Origin of the sequence: Halomonas citrativorans (assembly GCF_900163645.1) — a bacterium.
GTDB classification, from domain to species: domain Bacteria; phylum Pseudomonadota; class Gammaproteobacteria; order Pseudomonadales; family Halomonadaceae; genus Vreelandella; species Vreelandella citrativorans.
In genome coordinates, this window is record NZ_FUKM01000033.1 from 81,985 (window position 1) to 103,929 (window position 21,945).

Annotated in this window: 20 protein-coding genes and 3 tRNA genes; 20 read left to right on the forward strand and 3 right to left on the reverse strand. The window is 56.5% G+C overall.

Annotation, left to right across the window (positions count from 1 at the left end; translation table 11 throughout):
• The first annotated feature begins 1 nt into the window (after position 1).
• From CZ787_RS07940 to CZ787_RS07970, 7 genes are all read left to right on the forward strand, one after another.
• Entirely contained in the window at positions 2-463 is a 462-nt protein-coding gene (locus tag CZ787_RS07940; protein WP_087107949.1) for a regulatory protein RecX, read from the forward strand.
• A gap of 170 nt (positions 464-633) precedes the next feature.
• Positions 634-3,243 carry an alanine--tRNA ligase gene (gene alaS / locus CZ787_RS07945; RefSeq protein ID WP_087107951.1) on the forward strand — a complete coding sequence of 870 codons (2,610 nt, stop codon included), beginning with the start codon at positions 634-636 and terminating at the stop codon, positions 3,241-3,243.
• 98 nt (positions 3,244-3,341) lie between these two features.
• Positions 3,342-4,592, forward strand: a complete 1,251-nt coding sequence (locus CZ787_RS07950; RefSeq protein ID WP_087107953.1) for an aspartate kinase — start codon at positions 3,342-3,344, stop codon at positions 4,590-4,592.
• A 192-nt stretch (positions 4,593-4,784) separates the two neighbouring features.
• Entirely contained in the window at positions 4,785-4,976 is a 192-nt protein-coding gene (gene csrA, locus CZ787_RS07955) for a carbon storage regulator CsrA (protein ID WP_087107955.1), read from the forward strand.
• A 124-nt stretch (positions 4,977-5,100) separates the two neighbouring features.
• Positions 5,101-5,193 (forward strand) — tRNA-Ser (locus CZ787_RS07960).
• A 17-nt stretch (positions 5,194-5,210) separates the two neighbouring features.
• Positions 5,211-5,287, forward strand: a tRNA-Arg gene (locus CZ787_RS07965).
• A gap of 102 nt (positions 5,288-5,389) precedes the next feature.
• A tRNA-Arg gene (locus tag CZ787_RS07970) sits at positions 5,390-5,466 on the forward strand.
• A gap of 135 nt (positions 5,467-5,601) precedes the next feature.
• Here CZ787_RS07970 and CZ787_RS07975 read toward each other — a convergent pair.
• Positions 5,602-6,609, reverse strand: coding sequence for a tRNA dihydrouridine synthase (locus tag CZ787_RS07975; RefSeq protein WP_225733675.1), 1,008 nt, complete (start codon positions 6,607-6,609; stop codon positions 5,602-5,604).
• A gap of 126 nt (positions 6,610-6,735) precedes the next feature.
• Here CZ787_RS07975 and CZ787_RS07980 point away from each other — a divergent pair, with 126 nt between their 5' ends.
• From CZ787_RS07980 to CZ787_RS07990, 3 genes are all read left to right on the forward strand, one after another.
• Positions 6,736-6,993, forward strand: coding sequence for an OadG family protein (locus CZ787_RS07980; protein WP_087107959.1), 258 nt, complete (start codon positions 6,736-6,738; stop codon positions 6,991-6,993).
• Positions 6,994-7,084: 91 nt separating this feature from the next.
• Positions 7,085-8,893, forward strand: coding sequence for a sodium-extruding oxaloacetate decarboxylase subunit alpha (oadA, locus tag CZ787_RS07985; RefSeq protein ID WP_087107960.1), 1,809 nt, complete (start codon positions 7,085-7,087; stop codon positions 8,891-8,893).
• Between the two features lie 11 nt (positions 8,894-8,904).
• Positions 8,905-10,227 carry a sodium ion-translocating decarboxylase subunit beta gene (locus CZ787_RS07990; protein ID WP_087107962.1) on the forward strand — a complete coding sequence of 441 codons (1,323 nt, stop codon included), beginning with the start codon at positions 8,905-8,907 and terminating at the stop codon, positions 10,225-10,227.
• Between the two features lie 73 nt (positions 10,228-10,300).
• On the opposite strand, the gene CZ787_RS07995 is transcribed toward CZ787_RS07990, so the two are convergent.
• The gene (locus CZ787_RS07995; protein ID WP_087107964.1) at positions 10,301-10,933 is read right to left on the reverse strand and encodes an IMPACT family protein; all 633 of its coding nucleotides are present in this window, start codon (positions 10,931-10,933) and stop codon (positions 10,301-10,303) included.
• Positions 10,934-11,359 carry a LexA family protein gene (locus CZ787_RS08000; RefSeq protein ID WP_225733676.1) on the reverse strand — a complete coding sequence of 142 codons (426 nt, stop codon included), beginning with the start codon at positions 11,357-11,359 and terminating at the stop codon, positions 10,934-10,936.
• 280 nt (positions 11,360-11,639) lie between these two features.
• Here CZ787_RS08000 and ccmA point away from each other — a divergent pair, with 280 nt between their 5' ends.
• The 10 genes from ccmA to smc all read left to right on the forward strand — a co-directional run bounded on the left by ccmA (position 11,640) and on the right by smc (position 21,942).
• On the forward strand, positions 11,640-12,260 hold the full coding sequence (gene ccmA, locus CZ787_RS08005; RefSeq protein ID WP_087107968.1) for a cytochrome c biogenesis heme-transporting ATPase CcmA: 621 nt from the start codon (positions 11,640-11,642) through the stop codon (positions 12,258-12,260).
• Between the two features lie 3 nt (positions 12,261-12,263).
• The gene (ccmB, locus tag CZ787_RS08010) at positions 12,264-12,992 is read left to right on the forward strand and encodes a heme exporter protein CcmB (RefSeq protein ID WP_087107970.1); all 729 of its coding nucleotides are present in this window, start codon (positions 12,264-12,266) and stop codon (positions 12,990-12,992) included.
• Between the two features lie 14 nt (positions 12,993-13,006).
• On the forward strand, positions 13,007-13,753 hold the full coding sequence (locus CZ787_RS08015) for a heme ABC transporter permease (RefSeq protein WP_087107972.1): 747 nt from the start codon (positions 13,007-13,009) through the stop codon (positions 13,751-13,753).
• Positions 13,753-13,962, forward strand: coding sequence for a heme exporter protein CcmD (ccmD, locus tag CZ787_RS08020; RefSeq protein ID WP_087107974.1), 210 nt, complete (start codon positions 13,753-13,755; stop codon positions 13,960-13,962). Before CZ787_RS08015 ends, ccmD begins: the two co-directional genes overlap by 1 nt.
• On the forward strand, positions 13,952-14,428 hold the full coding sequence (gene ccmE, locus CZ787_RS08025; RefSeq protein ID WP_087107976.1) for a cytochrome c maturation protein CcmE: 477 nt from the start codon (positions 13,952-13,954) through the stop codon (positions 14,426-14,428). The genes ccmD and ccmE overlap by 11 nt, the downstream gene beginning before the upstream one ends.
• A 49-nt stretch (positions 14,429-14,477) precedes the next feature.
• The gene (locus CZ787_RS08030; RefSeq protein WP_087107978.1) at positions 14,478-16,481 is read left to right on the forward strand and encodes a heme lyase CcmF/NrfE family subunit; all 2,004 of its coding nucleotides are present in this window, start codon (positions 14,478-14,480) and stop codon (positions 16,479-16,481) included.
• On the forward strand, positions 16,478-17,005 hold the full coding sequence (locus CZ787_RS08035) for a DsbE family thiol:disulfide interchange protein (protein WP_087107980.1): 528 nt from the start codon (positions 16,478-16,480) through the stop codon (positions 17,003-17,005). Before CZ787_RS08030 ends, CZ787_RS08035 begins: the two co-directional genes overlap by 4 nt.
• On the forward strand, positions 16,996-17,466 hold the full coding sequence (locus CZ787_RS08040; protein ID WP_087107982.1) for a cytochrome c-type biogenesis protein: 471 nt from the start codon (positions 16,996-16,998) through the stop codon (positions 17,464-17,466). Before CZ787_RS08035 ends, CZ787_RS08040 begins: the two co-directional genes overlap by 10 nt.
• Entirely contained in the window at positions 17,463-18,350 is an 888-nt protein-coding gene (gene ccmI, locus CZ787_RS08045; protein WP_087107984.1) for a c-type cytochrome biogenesis protein CcmI, read from the forward strand. The genes CZ787_RS08040 and ccmI overlap by 4 nt, the downstream gene beginning before the upstream one ends.
• Positions 18,351-18,447: 97 nt before the next feature.
• Positions 18,448-21,942 carry a chromosome segregation protein SMC gene (smc, locus tag CZ787_RS08050; protein ID WP_087107986.1) on the forward strand — a complete coding sequence of 1,165 codons (3,495 nt, stop codon included), beginning with the start codon at positions 18,448-18,450 and terminating at the stop codon, positions 21,940-21,942.
• Positions 21,943-21,945 lie beyond the last annotated feature (3 nt).

Genomic DNA, 21,945 nt, shown 5'->3' on the forward strand with positions numbered 1-21,945 from the left:
TATGTTTGCTTCGTCACGTGATGCCACCCCACGCGACATCGCACTACAGCTGCTATCTCGGCGCGAGTACTCTCGCGCTGAGATAGCGCAAAAGCTAAAACAAAAAGCCGTTGCTACTGCTGACATTGAGGCGTGCCTGGACACCCTTGAAGAGCAGGGTCTTCAGTCAGACGTCCGCTTTGCTGAAAGCTTTATCCGTTCACGCATTATGCGCGGTCAGGGCGTGATACGGATTAAAGGCGAGCTGCGTCAACGCGGCATCAGCCAGGAAATAGTGGCAGAAACCCTCGCTACCGTAGAAGAGAATGAAGGTGTCGATTGGTTTGAACTGGCCAGTGATACCTTATCGCGACGCTTTTCCTCCCCCGGTGAATCCCCCAAAGAGCGGGCCAAACGAGAGCGCTTTCTAGCGTCACGAGGCTTCGATTTTGAACAAATTCGTTACGCGCTCTCTTGCCTGTAAAGCCTTCTTTCATCACTATTGTGGGTTATCGATTTCTGACGTCTTTAGCTCTTAGCCATTAACTGCCGCTTTAGTCGTTAGACAACTGCGCTATAATGGCGCTTTTGCGACCCCAGCGGGTAGCGGCGACAGCGCCCTGGGGCATCATGCTTTATTGTTACGGATACCCTATGAGAAGCGCAGAGATTAGACAGGCCTTTTTATCCTTTTTCGAAGAGCAAGGGCATACCATTGTGCCCACAAGCTCTCTGGTGCCAGGTAACGACCCGACATTGCTGTTTACCAACGCGGGCATGGTGCCGTTCAAAGATGTGTTTCTTGGCCGTGACCCACGCCCTTATGTGCGTGCCACCTCATCTCAGCGCTGCGTGCGTGCCGGTGGTAAGCATAACGACCTGGATAACGTTGGCTATACCGCACGCCACCATACGTTTTTTGAGATGCTGGGTAACTTCAGCTTTGGTGATTACTTCAAGCGGGACGCTATCCGATTTGCGTGGACGTTTTTAACCGAAACGCTAGGCCTGCCTAAAGAGAAGCTGTGGGTCACCGTGCATATTAGCGATGACGAGGCCGAGCGCATCTGGAAAGATGAAATCGGCATCGACCCGGAGCGCTTCTCCAGGCTGGATGAAGATAACTTCTGGCAAATGGGCGATACCGGCCCCTGCGGCCCCAGCTCAGAAGTCTTCTTTGATCACGGCCCTGACGTATGGGGTGGTCCTCCCGGCAGCGCTGACGAAGATGGCGACCGCTACATTGAGATCTGGAACCTGGTCTTTATGCAGTTCGATCGCGACGCCCAGGGCACGCTGAATCCGCTGCCCAAGCCCTCTATTGATACCGGTATGGGGCTTGAGCGGGTAGCGGCCGTTATGCAGGGCGTGCACTCCAACTATGAGATCGACCTGTTCCAGAATTTGCTCCAGGCGGCCGCCAAGGCGACCGGGCATGCCGATATGGCAACGCCTTCGCTACGCGTTATTGCGGACCATATTCGTTCGTGTGCATTTTTAATCGCCGACGGCGTGCTGCCTTCAAATGAAGGCCGTGGTTATGTGCTGCGGCGTATTATCCGCCGAGCGGTTCGTCATGGTCACAAGCTGGGTGCCACCAAGCCGTTCTTCTATACCCTGGTGGATGCACTGGATGCCGAGATGGGCGATGCCTATCCCGAACTGCGTGAGGCGAGCGCCCAAATTGCCCGTATTTTGCTGAAAGAAGAGGAGCAGTTTGCGCGCACGCTGGACCACGGCATGGGCTTATTGAATACCGCGCTTGAGGAGCTTGATGGCAACGTGCTGTCGGGTGAAACCGTGTTCAAGCTGTATGACACGTACGGTTTCCCGTTTGACCTTACGGCGGATGTTTGCCGTGAGCGCGGTGTGACGTTGGATGAAGTTGGTTTCCAGCGCGAGCTTGACGCTCAGCGCGAGCGTGCCCGAGCGGCCAGCCAGTTTGGCGCCGACTACAGCGCCTCTATTGAGCTGGATGGCGAAACCCAGTTTACGGGGTATGACCAGCTTGAAGATCAGTCCACGGTAACTGCTATTGTGGATAGCGAAGGCAACGCCCTTGCCGCGCTGGAAGCAGGCCAGAAAGGCACTGTCGTATTAGACCGTACCGCGTTTTATGGTGAATCGGGCGGCCAGGTGGGCGATACCGGCTACTTATACGTAGAGGGCGGCCGCTTCGAAGTTACCGATACACAAAAGCAGAACGGTCATCATCTGCACCAAGGCGTGATGATAGAAGGCACGTTGAACGTGGGGGCCAGCGTTCGTGGCGAGGTTGATGCCAGCTTGCGCTCTGCGACCATTCGCAACCACTCGGCCACTCACTTGCTGCACAAAGCCTTGCGCATGGTGTTGGGCGATCACGTACAGCAGAAAGGCTCACTGGTAAATGCAGAACGTCTGCGCTTCGATTTCAGCCACTTCGAGCCTCTGAGTGCTGATCAGTTGGCAGAGGTGGAGCGCCTGGTTAACGAGCAGATCCTTGCTAATGCGCCGACGTACGTTGAGCAGATGAGCCTGGAGCAAGCCAAGGCCAAAGGGGCTGCGGCGTTGTTTGAAGCCAAGTATGCGGAAAATGTTCGCGTATTGACGATCGGTGCTGACGGCTTTTCGATTGAACTGTGTGGCGGTACTCACGTTGCACGAAGTGGTGATATCGGCTGCTGCCATATCGTCAGTGAAGTAGGTATTGCCTCTGGCGTGCGGCGCATCGAAGCCATTACCGGCGAGAATGCGTTGGCCTATTTCCGCGAGCAGGAAGCGCGCGTTCAGCGGTTGGGTGATCGCCTGAAAACCAAGCCCGAGCAGGTGGAAGCCCGCGTTGAGTCATTGGTCGAGCGTAATCGTAGCTTGGAAAAAGAGCTTGAGCAGTTGAAGGCTAAGCTTGCAAGCGCTGCGGGTAGCGACATGCTGAGCCAGGCGCAGGAGATCGGCGGCGTTAAGCTGCTGGCGACTCAGTTGGAGGGAGTATCCGGTAAGGATCTGCGTGGCGTGCTCGACCAACTCAAAAACAAGATTGGCTCTGGCGTTATTATCCTGGGCGTTGCCGATGAGGCGGCGGGCAAGGTCAGCCTGATTGCAGGCGTGACTCAAGACCTGACCGAGCGCGTTAAAGCCGGTGAGCTGGTTAACCATGTCGCCTCGCAAGTTGGCGGTAAAGGCGGTGGTCGTGCTGACATGGCGCAGGCGGGTGGCAGTCAGCCAGAAGCGCTGGCTGGCGCGTTAAGTAGCGTCCCCGCGTGGCTGGAAAACATACTTAGCTAATCACAAAGGCCGGTGGCAATTATCTGCAACCGGCCTTTTGCTAACTTAATATAACTACTTTCATCCCCCATTCCCGGACGAATAGGAAAAAACGGCATATGGCACTATACGTACAGAAGTTCGGTGGCACCTCGGTAGGTTCTGTTGACCGTATCAAAGCCGTGGCGGAAAAGGTCAAGGGCTTTCGTGACCAGGGCCACCAGGTCGTGGTCGTGGTCTCCGCCATGAGCGGAGAGACCAACCGGTTGACCGATATGGCCAATGCGCTTAATGATGACCCTGCCCCGCGTGAAATGGATATGCTGCTCTCGACCGGTGAGCAGGTAACTATTTCATTGCTCGCCATGGCGCTCCAGCAGGTTGGCGTTGCGGCCACTTCGCACACCGGTGCCCAGGTCGGTATTCATACTGACAATGCTTACACCAAAGCGCGTATTCAGCGCATTGAAACCGAAGACCTTAAGGCTGACCTCGACGCAGGCAAGGTCGTGGTTGTGGCTGGTTTTCAGGGTGTTGATGAAGACGGCAATATCACTACGCTAGGACGTGGTGGCTCGGACACTACCGGGGTAGCGCTTGCTGCGGCACTCGGCGCCGATGAGTGCCAGATCTATACTGACGTTGATGGGGTTTACACCACTGACCCCCGCGTATGCACCAAGGCACAGCGCCTGGAGTGCATTACGGTGGAAGAAATGCTGGAGCTTGCAAGCCTGGGCTCCAAAGTGCTGCAAATTCGTGCGGTAGAGTTTGCGGGCAAGTACAACGTTCCCCTACGGGTACTGTCGAGCTTTGAAGATGGCCCCGGTACCCTAATTATTGCAGATGCTGACCAAGACGAGGACTCCATGGAAGAACCGCTGATTTCCGGTATCGCGTTTACCAAAAATGAAGCCAAGCTGACACTGCTGCACACGCCCGATGTACCAGGTGTTGCGTCGCGCATTCTTGGCCCTATCGCTGATGCCAACATTGAAGTCGATATGATCGTGCAGAACGTAGCACCGGCGGGTGACTACACCGACTTTACCTTCACCGTGGCGAAGGGCGACTACAAGACCACCAAGAAGCTGCTTGAAGAAACGGTCATTCCTGACCTGGGCGGCGGTGAGCTGCGTGGCGATGACAATATCGCCAAGGTATCCCTGGTCGGTGTTGGCATGCGCTCTCACGCCGGTGTTGCCTCGAAGATGTTCCGCGTTTTGGCTGATGAAAACGTCAATATCCGTATGGTTTCCACCTCTGAAATTAAAATCTCAGTGGTGATTGATGAAAAGCATATGGAACTTGCCGTTAACGCGTTACACAAGGCATTTGGCCTGGATAAGTCAGATATAGAATCTGAATAACATTTCTACCTTAAACCTTCTACGCTGAAAAGGTACTCGCTACTTGCCGGTGGTGAGCTTTCTTTCAACGGGAGGTTTGGGTGTCATGGAGTCAGAGGCATTGGTTAGCGCGCCGCTATGCCGCATAATGGCTTAGTGGCGCCTCTGGTGGACACAACCCGTTGTATAAAACGTCTGAGAAGGAGATCAGCCATGCTCATCCTAACCCGCCGAGTTGGCGAAACATTGATGATAGGTGATGAAATCACCGTCACAGTGTTAGGTGTGAAAGGTAATCAAGTGCGTATCGGCGTCAATGCGCCGAAAGACGTGGCTGTACACCGTGAAGAGATTTATCAGCGCATCCAGCGCGAGCGTAGCAGTGAAGAAAGCGAAGCAGAATAAATGGTCGCTTTTATCGCGCCCAATACAGGGTGTATCAACGGTAAGATGAAGCTGGCGCGAAAAAAATCGGCATAGGACTAGACAGCAGTCGCTGAAATCGGTAACATTCGCGCCGTGCTGTTGAGGAGAGGTGGCCGAGTGGCTGAAGGCGCTCCCCTGCTAAGGGAGTATAGGGTTTATAGCCCTATCGAGGGTTCGAATCCCTCTCTCTCCGCCAGCCGCACATTAGAAGATGCGCCCGTAGCTCAGCTGGATAGAGTACCTGACTACGAATCAGGGGGTCGGAGGTTCGAATCCTCCCGGGCGCGCCATCTTCTAACCTGATGTAAGGCGGAAGCCTATAAGTATTTCATTACAAGTATTTAAGCATAAGCACTTCATCATGTTTAGTAATGAGTATTTACATCACTAAAGCGCCCGTAGCTCAGCTGGATAGAGTACCTGACTACGAATCAGGGGGTCGGAGGTTCGAATCCTCCCGGGCGCGCCAGATTCTAAACCCGTTCTCTTTTATGAGAGCGGGTTTTCTGCTTTCTAGCCTGACCAGGGCGGCTCGCGCTTTGGTTTTGGATCGTTTTAAGCGCCCCGCATTGCGAGGGCGCTTTTTTTTGGTCAATGCGCTTGCTTAGTGGCAGCTGACAGCCGCCTCAGGGTGCGCTGTGTCGATGACCAGGCTTTTAAGCAGGGTATCAAGGTCCGTTAGGCGTTTAACGCGCTGAAAGTGCTGGTTGGCTTCTTCATTGCCTTGACGCATCTGTGCGAGCCACTGCTTTACCAGCGAGACCACAACCCGGTCGGGCAGATGCTGCCGCTGAAGGTGCGCGTACTCCTTGATCACGCTGGCACGCATTGGCCATGTGGTTTCAGGCAGTCGTTCGCCGGTTCGCTGCCAGTGCCGGATACGTGGCGCAAGCCAGGGGTCTGCTAGCGCGCTACGGCCTAACATCACATCTCTGCAGCCTGACAGGGTGCGCGCTTTCCAGTACGCCTCCAGCGTCCATATATCGCCATTGGCAACCACGGGTATCGATACCTGCTGGCGCACTCGGCCGATCCACTCCCAGTGGGCCGGAGGGCGATAGCCTTCATCACGTGTGCGGCCGTGAACAACCAGGCGAGCGGCACCGCCTGCCTGGGTCGCCTGGGCGCAGGCGACGGCTAAGCGCCGGTCTGAAAAGCCCAGGCGGATTTTAGCGGTGACCGGAATTTGACCCTCAAGTGCTTCGGAGACGGCCTTCACTGCCTGGTAGACGCGTTCAGGGCGGCGTAGTAACGAGGCGCCTCCATCATGCCGATTAACCAGCTTGGCCGGGCAGCCGAAATTCAAGTCCACGCTGACAGCACCCAGCGCTAACGCCTGGCGAGCATTTTCAGCCAGCGCCTTAGGGTCAGAGCCAAGCAGTTGCAAATGCACGGGAATGCCGCTGGCGGTCGCAACAGGGCGGTTGGTAAGCTCAGGGCAGTGCTTGTAAAACACTCGGGGCGGGAGGCGCGTGTCGACCACGCGGACAAATTCGGTAACGGTCCAATCAAAGCCTGCCTCACGCGTTAATAAGTCGCGGGTGAGGGCGTCGATAACGCCCTCCATTGGGGCGAGGCCAATTTTTCCATTTTGTAGTAAATTAACAACCATGACTTCCACTATGGCGCGATTGCGTTTTATGCTGGGTGTGGCAGGTTAGTGTATTACTTTGACGGCGCCAAGGGGCTTTTAGAACCCTTTAAGCGTTAATTTATGCTCTACAACAAGAGAGACATTATGCAGAATGCAGAACTACTCCAGGAGGGGCTCGCAATTATGGGGCTTGGGATGGGCTTTGTTTTTGTTTTTCTTACTATTTTAGTCATTAGCGTTACGTTGATGTCAAAACTGTTAGGTCGTTTTCAGCCGACGCCTGTGCCGACGTTAGCAGGTGCAAAACCTTCATCTTCTCCCGCGTTGAGTGGCGAGGACGAGGAAGTGACTGCGGTTATCAGTGCTGCAGTGCATCGTTACCGCTCATTAAGGCGTCACTAATCGGTAATTTTTTAGTCAGCCTATCCCCTTATTTGCCTTTATTTTGTTAGTTTTACTACATATCAATAATTTTAACGTGTGAGCTACTGCTATGAATGAGACAAAACGCCCGCTGGGAATTACCGATGTGGTACTGCGTGATGCCCATCAATCACTGTTTGCGACCCGCTTGCGTCTGGACGACATGCTGCCCATCGCTGAAAAGCTGGATCGTGTTGGCTACTGGTCGCTAGAGACCTGGGGCGGCGCCACCTTTGATGCATGCATTCGTTATTTAGGCGAAGACCCCTGGGAGCGTATTCGGGCATTAAAAGAGGCGATGCCCAATACGCCTCAAGCCATGCTACTGCGTGGTCAAAACCTGTTGGGCTATCGCCACTATGCGGATGATGTAGTCGATAAGTTTGTCGAACGGGCCAAAACCAACGGCGTTGATGTGTTCCGTGTGTTTGATGCCATGAATGACCCGCGCAACCTGGAGCGTGCGATTAAAGCGGTTCGTCAGGTGGGTGGGCATGCGCAGGGCACTATTTCCTACACGGTAAGCCCGGTACATACCCTGGATAGCTGGGTCGATCTAGCGACCAATATTGCCGAAATGGGCGCAGACTCGCTGGCTATCAAGGATATGGCGGGGCTGTTAACGCCTTACACCGCATTTGAGCTGGTAACGCGGCTGAAGAAAAATCTGTCTATTCCTGTTCACCTGCATTGCCATGCCACGACAGGACTTTCCACTTCCACCATTCTTAAGGCAGTCGAGGCCGGTATCGATAACGTCGATACCGCGATTTCGTCCATGTCGATGACGTATGGACATAGCCCCACAGAGTCCGTTGTTGCGATGCTCAAGGATACCGACCGTGATACCGGGCTGGACCTTGAACTGTTGGAAGACATCGCGGGCTATTTCCGTGAAGTACGTAAAAAGTACGCTGCTTTTGAAGGTTCGTTACGCGGCATCGATTCGCGCATTCTGGTGGCCCAGGTGCCAGGCGGCATGCTGACCAATATGGAAAGTCAGCTGAAAGAGCAGGGTGCGGGCGACAAGCTGGACGATGTGCTTGGCGAAATTCCTCGTGTGCGTGAAGACCTGGGATTTATTCCGCTGGTGACGCCCACGTCGCAAATCGTCGGTACCCAAGCGGTAATGAACGTGATGATGGGCGAGCGTTACAAGTCCATTTCCAAAGAGGTGCAGGCGCTGCTGAAAGGCGAATACGGCGCGGCACCCGCCCCCTTTAATACCGAGCTTCAAGCCCGCGTGCTGGAGGGCGGTCAGCCGATTACCTGTCGCCCGGCGGATAACCTTGCACCTGAAATGCAAAAGCTGGCGGCAGAGCTTAAAGAGAAAGCCGGCGCCGAGCAGGTACGCTTGGCAGAGGGCGAGTGTGAAATAGATGATGTCCTCACCTACGCCTTGTTCCCGCAAATCGGTCTGAAGTTTCTTAAAAATCGTGATAACGCGGACGCTTTCGAACCTGCGCCCCAGGTGGCTGGTAGCGAGCCTGCCAAGCCTCCGGTGGTTACTCAAGACAGTGCGCCAGAGGCGGCACGTGGCCCTGAAACCTATACCGTAAAGCTCAATGGCAAAGCGTTTGTAGTGGAAGTTTCTGAAGGCGGCGATATTGGCCAGGTGCAAGAGCAGTCGCCTGCGCCTGCGGCGAGCCCCGCCCCGGCGGCCAGCCGTGGTGAAGCCATAGAAGCACCGCTTGCTGGCAATATCTTCAAGGTGAATGTGCGCCCTGGCGACCAGGTAGCGGATGGGGAAGTGGTCATCATTCTTGAAGCTATGAAAATGGAAACCGAAATTCGCGCCAGCAGTGCCGGCACGGTATCGAAAGTCAATGTTAGTGAAGGCGACAGCGTAGCTGTTGGCGACGTACTGATTGAGCTTTAAGGGCCTCGGGAATGGATAAGCTAGTCACGTTATGGGAGGGCTCGGGGCTTTATAACCTTGAGCTTGGCCAGGTGGTCATGATCGGGGTCGGGCTGCTGCTGCTCTATTTGGCGATCCATAAGAAATTTGAGCCGCTGTTGTTGGTGCCGATTGGTTTTGGGGGGATTCTTGCCAATATTCCCGAAGCTGGCCTTGCGATTTCAGCGCTGGACCAGGCCATTGAGGTTGGCAAGCCTGCCGTGCTTCAGCAGGTTGGTGCCGCGCTGGGCGTAATGCTGGATCCTTTGGCAGGTATTGATGCGTGGCGTGAAACGCTCAAAGTAGTTGCCCATGGTGAGGTAGCGCCAGAGCAGCTGCGTGCCGCTAAGGATATTGCGACAAGCGTCGGTTACAGCAATGGCATGCTGTATAACTTCTATTCAGTGGCCATTGCATCGGGTATCGCACCGCTGTTGATCTTTATGGGCGTGGGTGCCATGACTGACTTTGGCCCGCTGCTTGCCAACCCTCGTACGCTGTTTCTAGGTGCTGCGGCCCAGTTTGGTATTTTCGCCACGCTGTTTGGTGCCGTTGTGCTGACCTCCATGGGCATCATGGACTTCTCGCTGAACCAGGCGGCAGCGATCGGGATTATCGGCGGCGCCGATGGGCCAACGTCTATCTATGTGTCCAGCGTGCTTGCTCCAGAGCTATTGGGTGCTATCGCGGTGGCGGCCTACGCGTACATGGCGCTGGTGCCGTTAATCCAGCCACCTATTATGCGGCTGTTAACCACTGAAAAAGAGCGTCAGATAAAAATGACGCAGCTGCGCCCCGTCTCCAGGCTGGAAAAAGTGATCTTTCCTCTCATGCTGTTGATCCTGGTCGCGCTGTTTCTACCCGACGCAGCACCGCTTCTGGGGATGTTCTGCTTTGGTAATTTGATGCGCGAATGCGGCGTGGTAGAGCGGCTTTCGGATACCGCCCAGAACGCGCTGATCAACATCGTGACGATCGTTCTAGGGCTTTCTGTTGGTTCAAAGCTGATGGCGGAAAGCTTCTTGACGGTGGAAACCCTCGGGATTCTGGGGCTGGGTATCGTGGCCTTCGGAATTGGTACCGCCGCCGGCGTGTTAATGGCCAAGCTGATGAACCTAATGAGCCGTATGCCGATTAATCCGCTGATAGGTGCTGCCGGGGTATCCGCTGTGCCTATGGCGGCGCGTGTAGCTAATAAGGTCGGTCTGGAATCCAATCCGCATAACTTCTTGTTGATGCATGCGATGGGTCCAAACGTGGCAGGAGTAATTGGTTCTGCCGTGGCTGCCGGGGTAATGATTAAATATTTGGGATAAATAGACAGGATTGACGGGGAAGCAGAAGTGCCCCATGCACGGCTTACGGTTTACACCGTAAGCCGTTTTTGGTTTAGGGGGCGGGTGCGTTTACCGGGGTAACGTCCAGCGTGCACTTTAGGCGATTTTCCAAGGGGGAAAGGTCGAACGTCTGGTCGCGGGGCCAGCCAATGGTGAGCTGAACACCTTCGCCATCGTAGTTGACGTGTTCAATGGGGATGGCCTTTTCGTCGCACCAGGCGCGGGCGATCGCCTCGCTGGCAAAGGTAAGGCGTAGCGTGTAGGCGTCTCGCTCAATCACTTCACGCGTCGGTAAGGTTTCCAACGCATGGCTGATGGCTTGAGCGTAAGCCCGTGCCAGCCCGCCGGTGCCTAGCTTGGTGCCGCCGAAGTAGCGCGTCACGACACCGCCGATTTCACCCATTTGGCTGCCTTGAAGTACCTGGTACATTGGCCGACCGGCCGTGCCGCCAGGCTCGCCATCATCGGAAAAACCAATCAGTGTTTGCTCCCCAGGCGGCCCAGCAATATAAGCCGTACAGTGATGGCTGGCATTGGGGTGAGCAGCTCTTGCCGCTTCAAGAAGTGCACTAAAAGCGGCCACATCTGGCGCATGGCATAGCCACGCCAGAAACTGGCTTTTTTCGACCTCTATCTCGGCGGTATGCCACTGCGAGGCAGCTAAATCAGGAACTTGATAACGCAATCAGTGCTCCATAAGGCCATAAGAATTGGCAGCAAGGTCGTTGGCACTATCCTGCGCCACACCCATTACCATTCCTAACACTTGAATATCGCAATTGTGCAAAAAGAGATCCGGCGCTTGGGTATCGGCAGGCCATAAATGTACGCCAAAGCGACTGATCGAGAGCTGCTTCAACGCAACAGGTTGCTGATTGATGTGAGCGACGGCGGTTTCTTCGTGGGTATCGCATTGAAAACGCCGAATAATAATGACATCTCCATCAAACAAGTTGCAATCACGCATTCGGTTGCCGCGTATTTTGAGGGCGTAGGTATTGTGCCGCGTTCTGCGTGGTGCTGTTTTAAAGGCGCGTGCCGATTGAATGCCTTTAGGTGCGCAGGACGCGCTGCTCAATACGGTAGAACCGGCGTGAGTTGGTGCTGACATCGATATATTCATAGGAAATTCTCCAATGCAGCGCCCTTTCCCTAGGCGTTTAGTAGTGGCAAGCCAGCAGGTTGTTGGCATGTCTTTTCATACAGTGTTTTAGTATACAGCTGTTTTTGCATACAGTGGTAGTGCTGTTTTTATCCAGTGCCTTTTGCTATTCAAGATGCTGGTCCCGTCGGCACGCTTGGTGCATTCTCACGGCCGCTGCGATTGGCTGGAGATAACGTGGCTTTCCGTGTAGAGTTTTGGCTAACTATCAACCTGTTGGGAGATACCTTTGAGCCTGTGCCTGCAAGCACGACAACTAGCCTGCGAGCGTGATGGGCGCTGGCTATTTGAAGGGCTCGATCTCACGATTCGCAGCGGTGACATCGTTCGAATTGAAGGCCCCAATGGCAGCGGCAAGACCACGCTGTTAAAGCTGCTGGCAGGTCAACTGAGTGATTACCAAGGCGAGCTTTTCTGGAACGGCGCGCCACTTCGCAAGGTGCGTGAACATTATCTGGCCAACCTGCTGTATCTGGGGCATTCGCCAGGCATCAAGGCTGGGCTTTCACCGCTTGAAAACCTGGCCTGGTACCAGGCGCTAAGCGGCGAGCGGGGTAATACATCGCAGCGCCTGAGCGCTTTGGAGCAAGTAGGGCTTGGCGGTTTTGAGGACGTATTGGTCGGCCAGCTGTCGGCGGGTCAGCAGCGCCGTGTGGCGCTGGCCCGGTTAACGCTGACGCGCCGTCCGCTCTGGGTGCTTGACGAGCCGTTTACTGCTATTGACCGCCAAGGCGTAGCCGCGCTTGAAGCGCAGCTTGCAGCTCATGCTCAATCCGGGGGGAGCGTTCTGGTAACCACTCACCACGCGCTGGATGTTTCGCCCGCCGCTCGCTGTATTCAACTGGGGTAGACGATGACGCAGGGGCAGAAGGCTACCTCCACAATACTTGAAACGCCGGTGCCGGGCGGGCTGTGGGTGGCCTTTACCGCTACCCTGAAGCGTGATGTAACACTGATGTTCAGACGCCGCGGCGAGCTGCTCAATCCGCTGGTCTTCTTCGCGCTGGTGATAACGCTGTTCCCAATCGGTATTTCACCCGACCGCGCCGTGCTTGCGCTGATCGCGCCAGGCCTTTTATGGGTAGCGGCGCTTCTGGCGGCGCTTTTATCACTGGATAGTCTGTTTCGCACCGATTATGACGACGGCAGTCTTGAGCAGATGCTGCTCGCGCCTCAGCCGCTAGCAGCGCTTAGTCTGGCCAAGGTACTTGCCCACTGGTTGTTGACCGGGCTGCCGTTGGCACTGGTAGCACCGCTTCTGGGCGTGACGCTGGCCCTGCCCCTAGGCAGCTACGCGGTGCTTGCGCTTTCGCTTTTGTTGGGCAGCGCCAGTTTGAGCCTGATTGGCGCGATTGGTGCGGCGCTGACAGTCGGTATCGCGCGGGGAGGTGTACTGTTGTCGCTGATCATACTGCCGCTGTATATACCGGTGCTTATTTTTGGGGTCGGGGCGGTGCAGGCCGCCGTCATTGGTGAAGGTGTCGCGGCGCACTTGGCCATGCTCGGAGCCCTGCTGGCCGCGTCGCTACTGTTGGCTCCCTGGGCGATTGCCGCCTCGCTACGCATCAGCATCAACGGTTGAGGACAGAACACGCCATGTGGACCTTTATTCATAAATGGGGCTCGCCCAAATGGTTTTATGCAATAAGCGCAAAGGTGCAGCCCTGGTGCTGGGCAGTCTCCCTGATACTCATTGCGACCGGTACGGTATGGGGATTAGCCTTTACACCCACCGAGGTGAACCAGGGGCAGGGCGATAGCTTCAGGATCATTTATGTCCACGTGCCTGCCGCCTTTCTTGCCCAGTCGGTGTTTGTTTCGATGGCGGCGGCGAGCTTGGTTTTCATGGTATGGAAGGTCAAGGTGGCGGATATGGCTGCGACAGTCATGGCGCCGTTTGGGGCGGTGATGACGTTCGTGGCGCTTTTTTCCGGGGCGGTGTGGGGTGTACCTACCTGGGGCACCTGGTGGATGTGGGACGCCCGACTGACCTCCATGCTGATTCTGTTGTTTCTGTTTCTGGGTGTGATCGCCCTGCGCAGCGCTTTTACCCGTCGTGAGGGTGGATCAAAAGCGGCTTCGGTACTGGCCATGGTTGGGGTCATCAATATTCCGATTATCAAGTACTCGGTAGACTGGTGGTTTACGCTCCACCAGTCGGCGACCTTTACGTTGACGTCGCGGCCCCTCATGCCCATGGAAATGTGGCTGCCGTTGCTGATCATGGTGCTGGGTTTCTACTGTTTTTTTATCGCTCTTACACTGATGCGTACGCGTAGTGAAATCCTGCGTCGGGAAATTGATAAGCGCTGGGTCAGGGATTTGATCAAGGAGGCGCAGTAATGGCATTTACATCGTTTGGGGCGTTCTTGGCCATGGGCGGACACGGCCCCTACGTGTGGGCGGCCTGGGGCGTCACGGCACTTTTGATGGTTGCCTGCATCGTTCATGCTCGTTTTGAGCGCCGCCAATTGGCCAGTGCTGTAAAACGCCGTGCCCGGCGTGGTGACCGTCATCCACCCCATCAAGCGAGACATGCCGATGACACCTAAACGTCGCCAGAAGCTAGCGGTCATTCTCGGCGCGCTGGCGCTAGCCGCCGTGGCGGTAGGCCTCACGCTCTACGCCCTGCGCGCTAATATCAACCTGTTCTACAGTCCGGTGCAGATTGCCCTGGGGGACGCGCCCATCGAGCGGGCAATCCGTGCAGGTGGCATGGTAAAGGAGGGTTCGGTTGTCCGTGACCCGCAAAGCCTGGACGTCGAGTTCCTGGTAACCGACTACGTGGACGAGCTTGCGGTGGCCTATAACGGCATCCTGCCGGATCTGTTTCGCGAAGGGCAGGGTGTGGTAGTGGTAGGCAAACTTTCTACAGACGGGCGGTTTATAGCTGACAAGGTGCTGGCTCGCCACGATGAAAACTACATGCCGCCCGAAGTGTCGCAAGCGTTAGAGGATGCCGGTTACTCACCTGCTGATTATCAGGACCAACCGGTTGAAGCAGCCAAGCGTGAATAGGTTGAGCCAATGTCCTATACCCTAGAGTCCGTGTCATGCTGGAGCGCCGATGTTGGTAAAATTGATCCCTGAGCTTGGGCATTTCGCGTTAATTATTGCCCTGTTAATGGCGGTATTGCAGGGCGTAATGCCGTTAGCCGGGGCGGCCACGCGAAGGCCGCTATGGATGGCATATGGTCATCCCATGGCCACGGGGCAGTTTCTGTTTATCGCGGTGGCTTATGTGTGTCTAACCGCCAGCTACGCGCTGGATGACTTCAGCGTGGCGAACGTCGCCAACAATTCCAACTCGCTGTTGCCCTGGTACTACAAGCTCAGTGCGGTGTGGGGCAACCACGAAGGGTCGGTGCTGTTGTGGAGCCTGATGCTGGCGGGCTGGGGGTATGCCGCTTCGCGCTTCTCAGGCGGCCTGCCTCGCGACATGGTAGCGCGGGTACAGGGTGTGATGGGCTTGATTAGCGTGGGATTTTTACTGTTTATCCTGCTGACGTCCAATCCCTTCGAGCGGCTTTTGCCCAACGTACCTCACGATGGTGCGGACCTTAATCCGCTGCTTCAGGATATTGGCTTGATTGTTCACCCGCCGATGCTCTATATGGGCTATGTCGGGTTTTCCGTGGTGTTTGCCTTCGCCATTGCCGCGCTGCTGGGCGGGCGGTTGGATGCGGCCTGGACGCGCTGGGCGCGCCCCTGGACCAATAGTGCCTGGGCCTTTTTAACCGTGGGGATCGCGCTGGGCAGCTGGTGGGCTTACTACGAGCTTGGCTGGGGCGGCTGGTGGTTTTGGGACCCGGTAGAGAACGCCTCGTTGCTGCCCTGGCTGACCGGCACGGCACTGATTCACTCGCTGGCCGTCACCGAAAAGCGCGGCTCGTTTAAAAGCTGGACCGTACTGCTGGCCATTTTTACCTTTTCGCTATCGCTGCTGGGTACCTTTCTGGTGCGTTCTGGTGTGCTTACCTCGGTGCACGCGTTTGCCAATGACCCCTCACGCGGCTTGTTTATTCTGGTGCTGCTGACGATCACTGTGACGCTTTCTCTACTGATATTTGCGCTGCGTGCGCCTCGAGTGAGTCATCACGTGAGCTTCAGCTGGCTATCACGAGATTCGCTGCTGCTTATCAACAATATTCTATTGGTCATCATGACCGTGACGATTTTGCTGGGCACGCTCTACCCGCTGATTTTAGACTCGCTCAACCTGGGTAAAATCAGCGTGGGTCCGCCGTACTTTAATGCGCTTTTTGTACCGCTGACGGTTGTGATGTGTCTCTTTATGGGGCTTGGTCCGGTCGCTCGCTGGAAGAGCATGCCGGCCAGTGAACTGCGCCGTAAGCTGTGGCTTGCTGGCGTCGCTGCGCTGGTGCTGGGTATGGTGTTGCCGCTGATATACACCGGTGAATGGAACCTGTGGGCCTCATTGGGTATTGTGGCTGCGCTGTGGATAGTGCTGCCTATTGGGAAGGACATGTGGGACAAAACCCGCCACGGCTCCAGCCGCTTGGCGGGTTTGCGCAAGCTTTCACTGGCGTATTGGGGCATGGTGCTCGGGCATGTGGGAATTGCAGTGACGATTATTGGTGTGGCCGTGGTGTCCAACTATGCCACTGAGCGCACGGTGCGTATGGCGCCGGGTACCGAGCTTGACGTCGCGGGCTATCAGTTCACGTTGAGGGAGCTTAAAAGCCGCCGAGGCGCCAACTTTATGGCCGATACGGCCGTCATTCAGGTGCGCAATATCGAATCAGGGCGTGGTTTTATTATGCGCCCTGAGAAGCGCTTTTATCTGGCAACGGGTATGCCCATGACCCAAGTCGCGCTACGCCCCGGCCTGTTTCGGGATATTTACGTTGCCATGGGTGAAGATTTGGAGGATGGCAGCTGGGCCATGCGCATTCAATATAAGCCTTTTGTACGCTGGCTTTGGTTGGGCGGTTTGTTGATGGCGTTAGGCGGCATACTGGCGATAGTGGATAAGCGCTATCGCCGAACCAGAACGGCCGACCGTGCCGACGTGGCCCGCTCGCCCAAAACGCAGGAAGCCGTGCTATGAGCCGTCGACTATGGCTGTTACTGCTACCGCTGGGTTTTCTTCTGGTGGCGCTGTTTTTATATCAGCGTTTGCAGCATGATCCGTCAGCCCGGGACTCTGCGCTGATGGCACGTGAGTTCCCGACATTTGAGGCCACCACGCTGCATGATGAAGGCAGCCTGGTCGATCAAACGCTGCTCCATGGGGAGGTCTCGCTGGTTAACGTGTGGGGCGAATGGTGCCCGGCCTGCAAGCAGGAAATGCCCCAGCTTTTGGCATTGGCCGACCAGGGTATTCGTATGGTCGGGGTGAACTATCGCGATACCCGCGAGAAGGGAGTGCACTTTTTAAACGAGTTTGGCGACCCGTTTGAAGTGAATATCTTTGATCCTGACGGCCGTTTGGGCTTTGACCTTGGCGTTTATGGCGCGCCTGAAACGTTTCTGGTCGATGCCGACGGGATTATTCGCTATCACCATAAAGGCGATATCTCTCCTCAGGATGTGGCCGAGCGTATTTTGCCGGAGGTAGCCAAATGGCGTTAATACGTACCCTGGCCGTGCTCTTCCTGCTGCTGTTATCGGCAAGTGTTGTGGCGGAGGGAATCGAGCTGCGTGAGTTTGACGACCCGGTGCTGGCACAGCGTTATCACGCATTAACCGCTTCCATGCGCTGCCCGCTGTGTGAAAACCAGGCCATCAACGATTCGAACTCACCTATCTCCGCCGATATGCGGGAACGCGTGTATCAAATGCTGCACGATGGGCGCTCCGATAGCGAAGTGATCAACCACATGGTTGAGCGCTTTGGCGACTATATTCTCTATAATCCGCGCCTGGAGAGCCGCACCTATCTCCTGTGGGGGCTGCCTATCGGGTTAGGCGTCGTGGGTGTTTTGATCGTGTTGCTCATAGTACGTGCACGGCGCCATGCGTCTGCCAAGGCGCTAAGTGTTGAAGAGCGCGCTCGGCTGGATGCGCTGATTCAGCGCAGGAGATCATCATGACGCTTTTATGGGTCGCCATGGCGATTGTCATGTTGCCAGCGATTGTCTTGCTACTTTCCCCGCTGCGTAAGGCGCATGCGCTTTATGACCAGCAACGTGCATATGAAGCCAACGACACTTCTGCCGAGCAGAACGTGGCCATTTTTCAGCGTCGGCTTGCCTCGTTACAGGCAGCTCATGCGCGTGGCGATGCTAGTACCGCGCAGTTTGAAGAAGGAACGCTGGAACTTGAACGTAGCCTTCTGGAAGATACCGCCACGCTGGCCATACGACCGCTAAAACCGGCCCTTGCCGGGCGTTTAGCTGTGCCGTTGATTGCCTTGAGTGTGGTGGCCATTAGCCTTTTTTGGTACCTGGAAGAGGGCGCCGAGGGCGACCTTGCCCTGTATGGCGTTCAGCAGGAATTACTCAACGACCCCGGCGCTACTCCAGACACGTATATTCGTCGTATGGAAGAGCAGGCAACGCTTCAGCCCGGCAATGCCAACGTATGGGCCTCGCTGTTTCCGTTGTATCGCGATACCGGCCAGGAAGATAAAGCCATTGATGCGCTGGAACGACTCATCGCGCTGGAAGGCCGTCTCCCTGCACTGCTCGCCCAGCTTGCGCAAATTCGCTTCTTTATGGCAGGGCGCGAGATGACCCCGGCTGTGCAGCGCTTGGTGGATGAAACGCTGGCTCAGGACCCACGGCAGCCAACGGTGTTAGGCTTATTGGGTATTCACGCGTACGATAACGGCGACTTTAACCGCGCCATAGGTTGCTGGCGCCGGGCGCTGGCAACGGTGGAAGACCCCAACACGGCTGCGTCGCTACGTGAAGGTGTTCGCGTGGCCCAGGAACGCTTGGCCGATGAGTCCACAATGGCCGCCGCTGATGAGTAGTGAAGCCCTGAGTCAACACACCGCTGCCGAGGTCGTTATTAATCGTGTATTTTGAATACCCCCTCATGTTTATAAATAAATTCTTTGTAGGATTGGCATGCGCTTAACCTCTATTCGTCTTGTTGGGTTCAAGTCGTTTGTCGATCCGGTCACGGTGCCCTTCGACGGTAATATGACCGCGATTGTCGGCCCCAATGGCTGTGGCAAGTCCAATATTATCGATGCCGTGCGCTGGGTGATGGGCGAGTCCTCGGCCAAAACCCTGCGCGGCGAGTCCATGGCCGACGTTATCTTTAATGGCTCGACTGGGCGCAAACCAGTGGGTCAAGCATCTATTGAACTCAAGTTCGACAATCGCGACGGCACCATGGGTGGCGTGTATGCCCAGTACGCGGAAATCGTGGTCAAACGGTTAGTGACCCGCGACGGCCAGTCCAGCTACTTCTTTAATGGCCAAAAGTGCCGCCGACGGGATATCGCCGACCTGTTTATGGGCACCGGTCTTGGCCCACGCTCCTACGCAATTATCGGCCAGGGCATGATCTCGCGATTGATTGAAGCTCGCCCCGATGACCTGCGCTCAACACTTGAAGAAGCCGCGGGCATCTCCAAATACAAGGAGCGCCGCCGTGAAACCGAAAACCGTATGCGGCGCACCCAGGAAAACCTCGAACGTTTGGACGATATTCGTGAGGAGCTGGATAAACAGCTTGAGCGCTTAAAGCGCCAGGCGGAGGCGGCCAAACGCTACCAGGAGTTAAAACAGCAGGAGTACCGGCTTAAAGGCGAGCTGGCACTGCTACGCGGGCGCACCCTGCGGGCAGAGCAGTCGCAGCAGGAGAGCCGGGTTCGCGAGCTGGAAATCTCAGTTGAAAAAGATGTGTTTGGCGTACGTCAGTGCGAAACCCGTCTGGAGCAAGCTCGTGAGCAGCACGATGAGCTTGCCGAGGTACTGGAGCGCCACCAGCAGCAGTTTTTTGAAACCACCACGCGCATTGCACGGCTGGAGCAGGACCAGGCTCACCGGCGTAGCCGTGAGTCCCAACTGGCCAACGATATTGCTACTGCACGGCGCGAGCTGGATGAGCAGCGCCTGGTGAGCGAAGGCGACCGGGAGCGTCTTGCCGCCATCGACGAGCGCTTTGAGGACCTGGCGCCCGAACACGAAGCGCTGGAAGAACAGCTGGACGCCCTGGAACAGGCTCTGGCCGATGCTACCCCCGCCATGGAAGCTGCCGAGCAGCAGTGGTCGGACGCCGAAAATCGTTGGCGCGATGCCAGTCGCGAAGCCGACCGCAGCCAGGACCAGCTACGCGATTTAGAGCAGCGTATTCAACGCCTACAGGCAGAAAGCCAGCGGCGGCGTCAGCAGCGCGGCGATTTGGCGGATTTGAGCGCGCTACGCGAAGAGCACGCTCAGTTTCAGGCGCAGTTGGAAGAAGCCGAAGAGCGTTCCGAGGCCTTCACCCAAACGCGTGAACAGTGGCAGCAGCAGTACAGCGATGCTAAACAGCGTTATCAACAGGCAACGCGCACCCGTGATGATAAGCGCGCTGAATTGAGCCAGCGCCAGGGTGAACTGGCCTCGCTGCAGGCCCTGATGGATGCCGCGCTAGCCGACCACGACCCGGATATAGAAGCAACCCTGGCGACCCACGGGCTAAGTAATGCCCTCCGCCTGGGTGAAACCCTCAGCGTGACACCCGGTTGGGAGACGGTCATTTCCTGGCTGCTGGCGCCCTGGTTGAATGCTCGCCTGGTCGCAAGCCACCAGCTTGCCGCACTGCCGCAGGCGCTGGCTACCGACTGGTGTCTGATTGATGAGCAAGCGCCCGCCGCTTCAACCCAGGGCCAGCGGCTGGATTCACTGGTAAGCGGCGCTGGTGCGATAGGTGAATGGTTGGCCAGTATTCACTACGTTGAGTCCGGCGCCGAGGCTGAGCAGCTTGCGCCCGGCCTTGCAGCGGGAGACAGCGTTGTTAGCCGTGATGGCGTTTGGCGGGGGCGCGGCTGGCTGCATCAGCAGGCCAATGGCGAAGGCGTTGATGCCTTACTGGTAACGCGGCGCCGTTTCAAGGAGCTGGACGCCCTGCGCGAGCAGGATGAAGACGCGCTGGCGCTGGCTGAAGAGCAGTGCGAAACGACCAGTGAGACCATTGAAGCCCTGGAGCTTTCCCGTGAACAGCAGGCTGAGCAGGAGCGTGGCCATGCTACAAGCGTTCAGCAGTTGGCTATTAAAGAGCGTAGCGCTGCCCAAAAGCTGGAGCATTTGGAGAGCCGGGCCACTGAGCTTGATGCTGAGCTTGGGCAACTGCAAGAGGATGAAGCGGCGTTAACGCTTACCCTGGAGGAGCAGCGTGCCCGCTGGAATGTGGCGATGGAAACGCTGGAAACCACTGCACAGGCACGCGAAGTGGCCAGCGAGCAGCGTGGCCGCCAGCGCGAACAGCGCGACCAACTGACTCAACAGCATGGCCCGTTAAAAGCACAGCAGCAGACGTTGGCATTAGAGCGTGAACGGTTAACCGCTGAACGGAGTAGTTTGCGCGCCCAGCAGGCACGTTCAAGCGATAGCGAAGAGCGCTTGACGCTACGCATAGCAGAGCTAGAAGCGTCGCGGGAAACGCTACTTGAGCCGGACGAGTTGGCTGGTGAAGAGCTTGAAGAGCTACTACATCAGCGTGAGCAGCAGGAGCGCCGCCTTACCGAAACGCGCCAGCAGGCCCAGTCGCTGGCAGAACAGCTGCGCAATGATGAGCTGGCCCGCCAGCAGCACGAACGCAATCTTGAGCAGAGCCGCGAGCAGCTTCAGCAGCGGCGTATGGATGTTCAGGCGCTGGCGCTAAAAGCGGCCACGCAAGATGAGCAGTTGGCCGAACTAGGGCATGACGCCGATGCCCTGGCCGAGAACCTGCCAAGCGATGCCAGTGAACAGGTTTGGCAGGAGCGTTTGGAAAGCACCGGCGAGAAGATACGCCGCTTGGGTGCCATTAACCTGGCAGCGATTGAGGAGTACGACCAGCAGGCCGAGCGACGCAACTATTTGGAAGCCCAGCACGCCGAACTGACCGAAGCGCTGGAAACCCTGGAGCGAGCGATCAAGCGTATCGACCAGGAAACGCGGGTACGTTTCAGAGAAACGTTTGATCAGGTGAATAGCGGTTTGCAGGAACTCTTTCCCCGCGTGTTTGGTGGTGGGGCGGCCTGGCTAACGCTCACCGGCGATGATCTGCTGGAAACCGGGGTGGCGATCATGGCGCGTCCGCCGGGTAAGAAGAACAGCACGATTCATCTGCTCTCCGGTGGGGAAAAAGCACTTACCGCGCTTTCGTTGGTGTTCTCGATCTTCCAGCTCAACCCTGCGCCGTTCTGTATGCTCGATGAAGTTGACGCGCCGCTGGATGATGCCAACGTGGGTCGATACGCCAAGCTGGTGAAAGAGATGTCGGAAAACGTTCAGTTCATCTATATCACCCACAACAAGATTGCCATGGAAGCCGCCGAGCGCCTGATGGGAGTGACCATGCAGGAACCCGGCGTGTCGCGCCTGGTATCGGTGGGGATTGATGAAGCTGCGGCGCTGGTGGATTAAGCC

Excerpts from the sequence above, each read along its gene's own strand:
- ccmI (WP_087107984.1), top strand. The coding sequence starts at position 17,463 with ATGACGCTTTTATGGGTCGCCATGGCGATTGTCATGTTGCCAGCGATT.
- CZ787_RS07980 (WP_087107959.1), top strand. The coding sequence starts at position 6,736 with ATGCAGAATGCAGAACTACTCCAGGAGGGGCTCGCAATTATGGGGCTT.
- ccmE (WP_087107976.1), top strand. The coding sequence starts at position 13,952 with ATGACACCTAAACGTCGCCAGAAGCTAGCGGTCATTCTCGGCGCGCTG.
- csrA (WP_087107955.1), top strand. The coding sequence starts at position 4,785 with ATGCTCATCCTAACCCGCCGAGTTGGCGAAACATTGATGATAGGTGAT.
- CZ787_RS07940 (WP_087107949.1), top strand. The coding sequence starts at position 2 with ATGTTTGCTTCGTCACGTGATGCCACCCCACGCGACATCGCACTACAG.
- alaS (WP_087107951.1), top strand. The coding sequence starts at position 634 with ATGAGAAGCGCAGAGATTAGACAGGCCTTTTTATCCTTTTTCGAAGAG.
- ccmB (WP_087107970.1), top strand. The coding sequence starts at position 12,264 with ATGACGCAGGGGCAGAAGGCTACCTCCACAATACTTGAAACGCCGGTG.
- smc (WP_087107986.1), top strand. The coding sequence starts at position 18,448 with ATGCGCTTAACCTCTATTCGTCTTGTTGGGTTCAAGTCGTTTGTCGAT.
- CZ787_RS07975 (WP_225733675.1), bottom strand. The coding sequence starts at position 6,609 with ATGGTTGTTAATTTACTACAAAATGGAAAAATTGGCCTCGCCCCAATG.
- CZ787_RS07990 (WP_087107962.1), top strand. The coding sequence starts at position 8,905 with ATGGATAAGCTAGTCACGTTATGGGAGGGCTCGGGGCTTTATAACCTT.
- CZ787_RS08000 (WP_225733676.1), bottom strand. The coding sequence starts at position 11,359 with ATGTCAGCACCAACTCACGCCGGTTCTACCGTATTGAGCAGCGCGTCC.
- oadA (WP_087107960.1), top strand. The coding sequence starts at position 7,085 with ATGAATGAGACAAAACGCCCGCTGGGAATTACCGATGTGGTACTGCGT.
- CZ787_RS08015 (WP_087107972.1), top strand. The coding sequence starts at position 13,007 with ATGTGGACCTTTATTCATAAATGGGGCTCGCCCAAATGGTTTTATGCA.
- CZ787_RS07950 (WP_087107953.1), top strand. The coding sequence starts at position 3,342 with ATGGCACTATACGTACAGAAGTTCGGTGGCACCTCGGTAGGTTCTGTT.
- CZ787_RS08040 (WP_087107982.1), top strand. The coding sequence starts at position 16,996 with ATGGCGTTAATACGTACCCTGGCCGTGCTCTTCCTGCTGCTGTTATCG.
- CZ787_RS08035 (WP_087107980.1), top strand. The coding sequence starts at position 16,478 with ATGAGCCGTCGACTATGGCTGTTACTGCTACCGCTGGGTTTTCTTCTG.
- ccmD (WP_087107974.1), top strand. The coding sequence starts at position 13,753 with ATGGCATTTACATCGTTTGGGGCGTTCTTGGCCATGGGCGGACACGGC.
- CZ787_RS08030 (WP_087107978.1), top strand. The coding sequence starts at position 14,478 with ATGTTGGTAAAATTGATCCCTGAGCTTGGGCATTTCGCGTTAATTATT.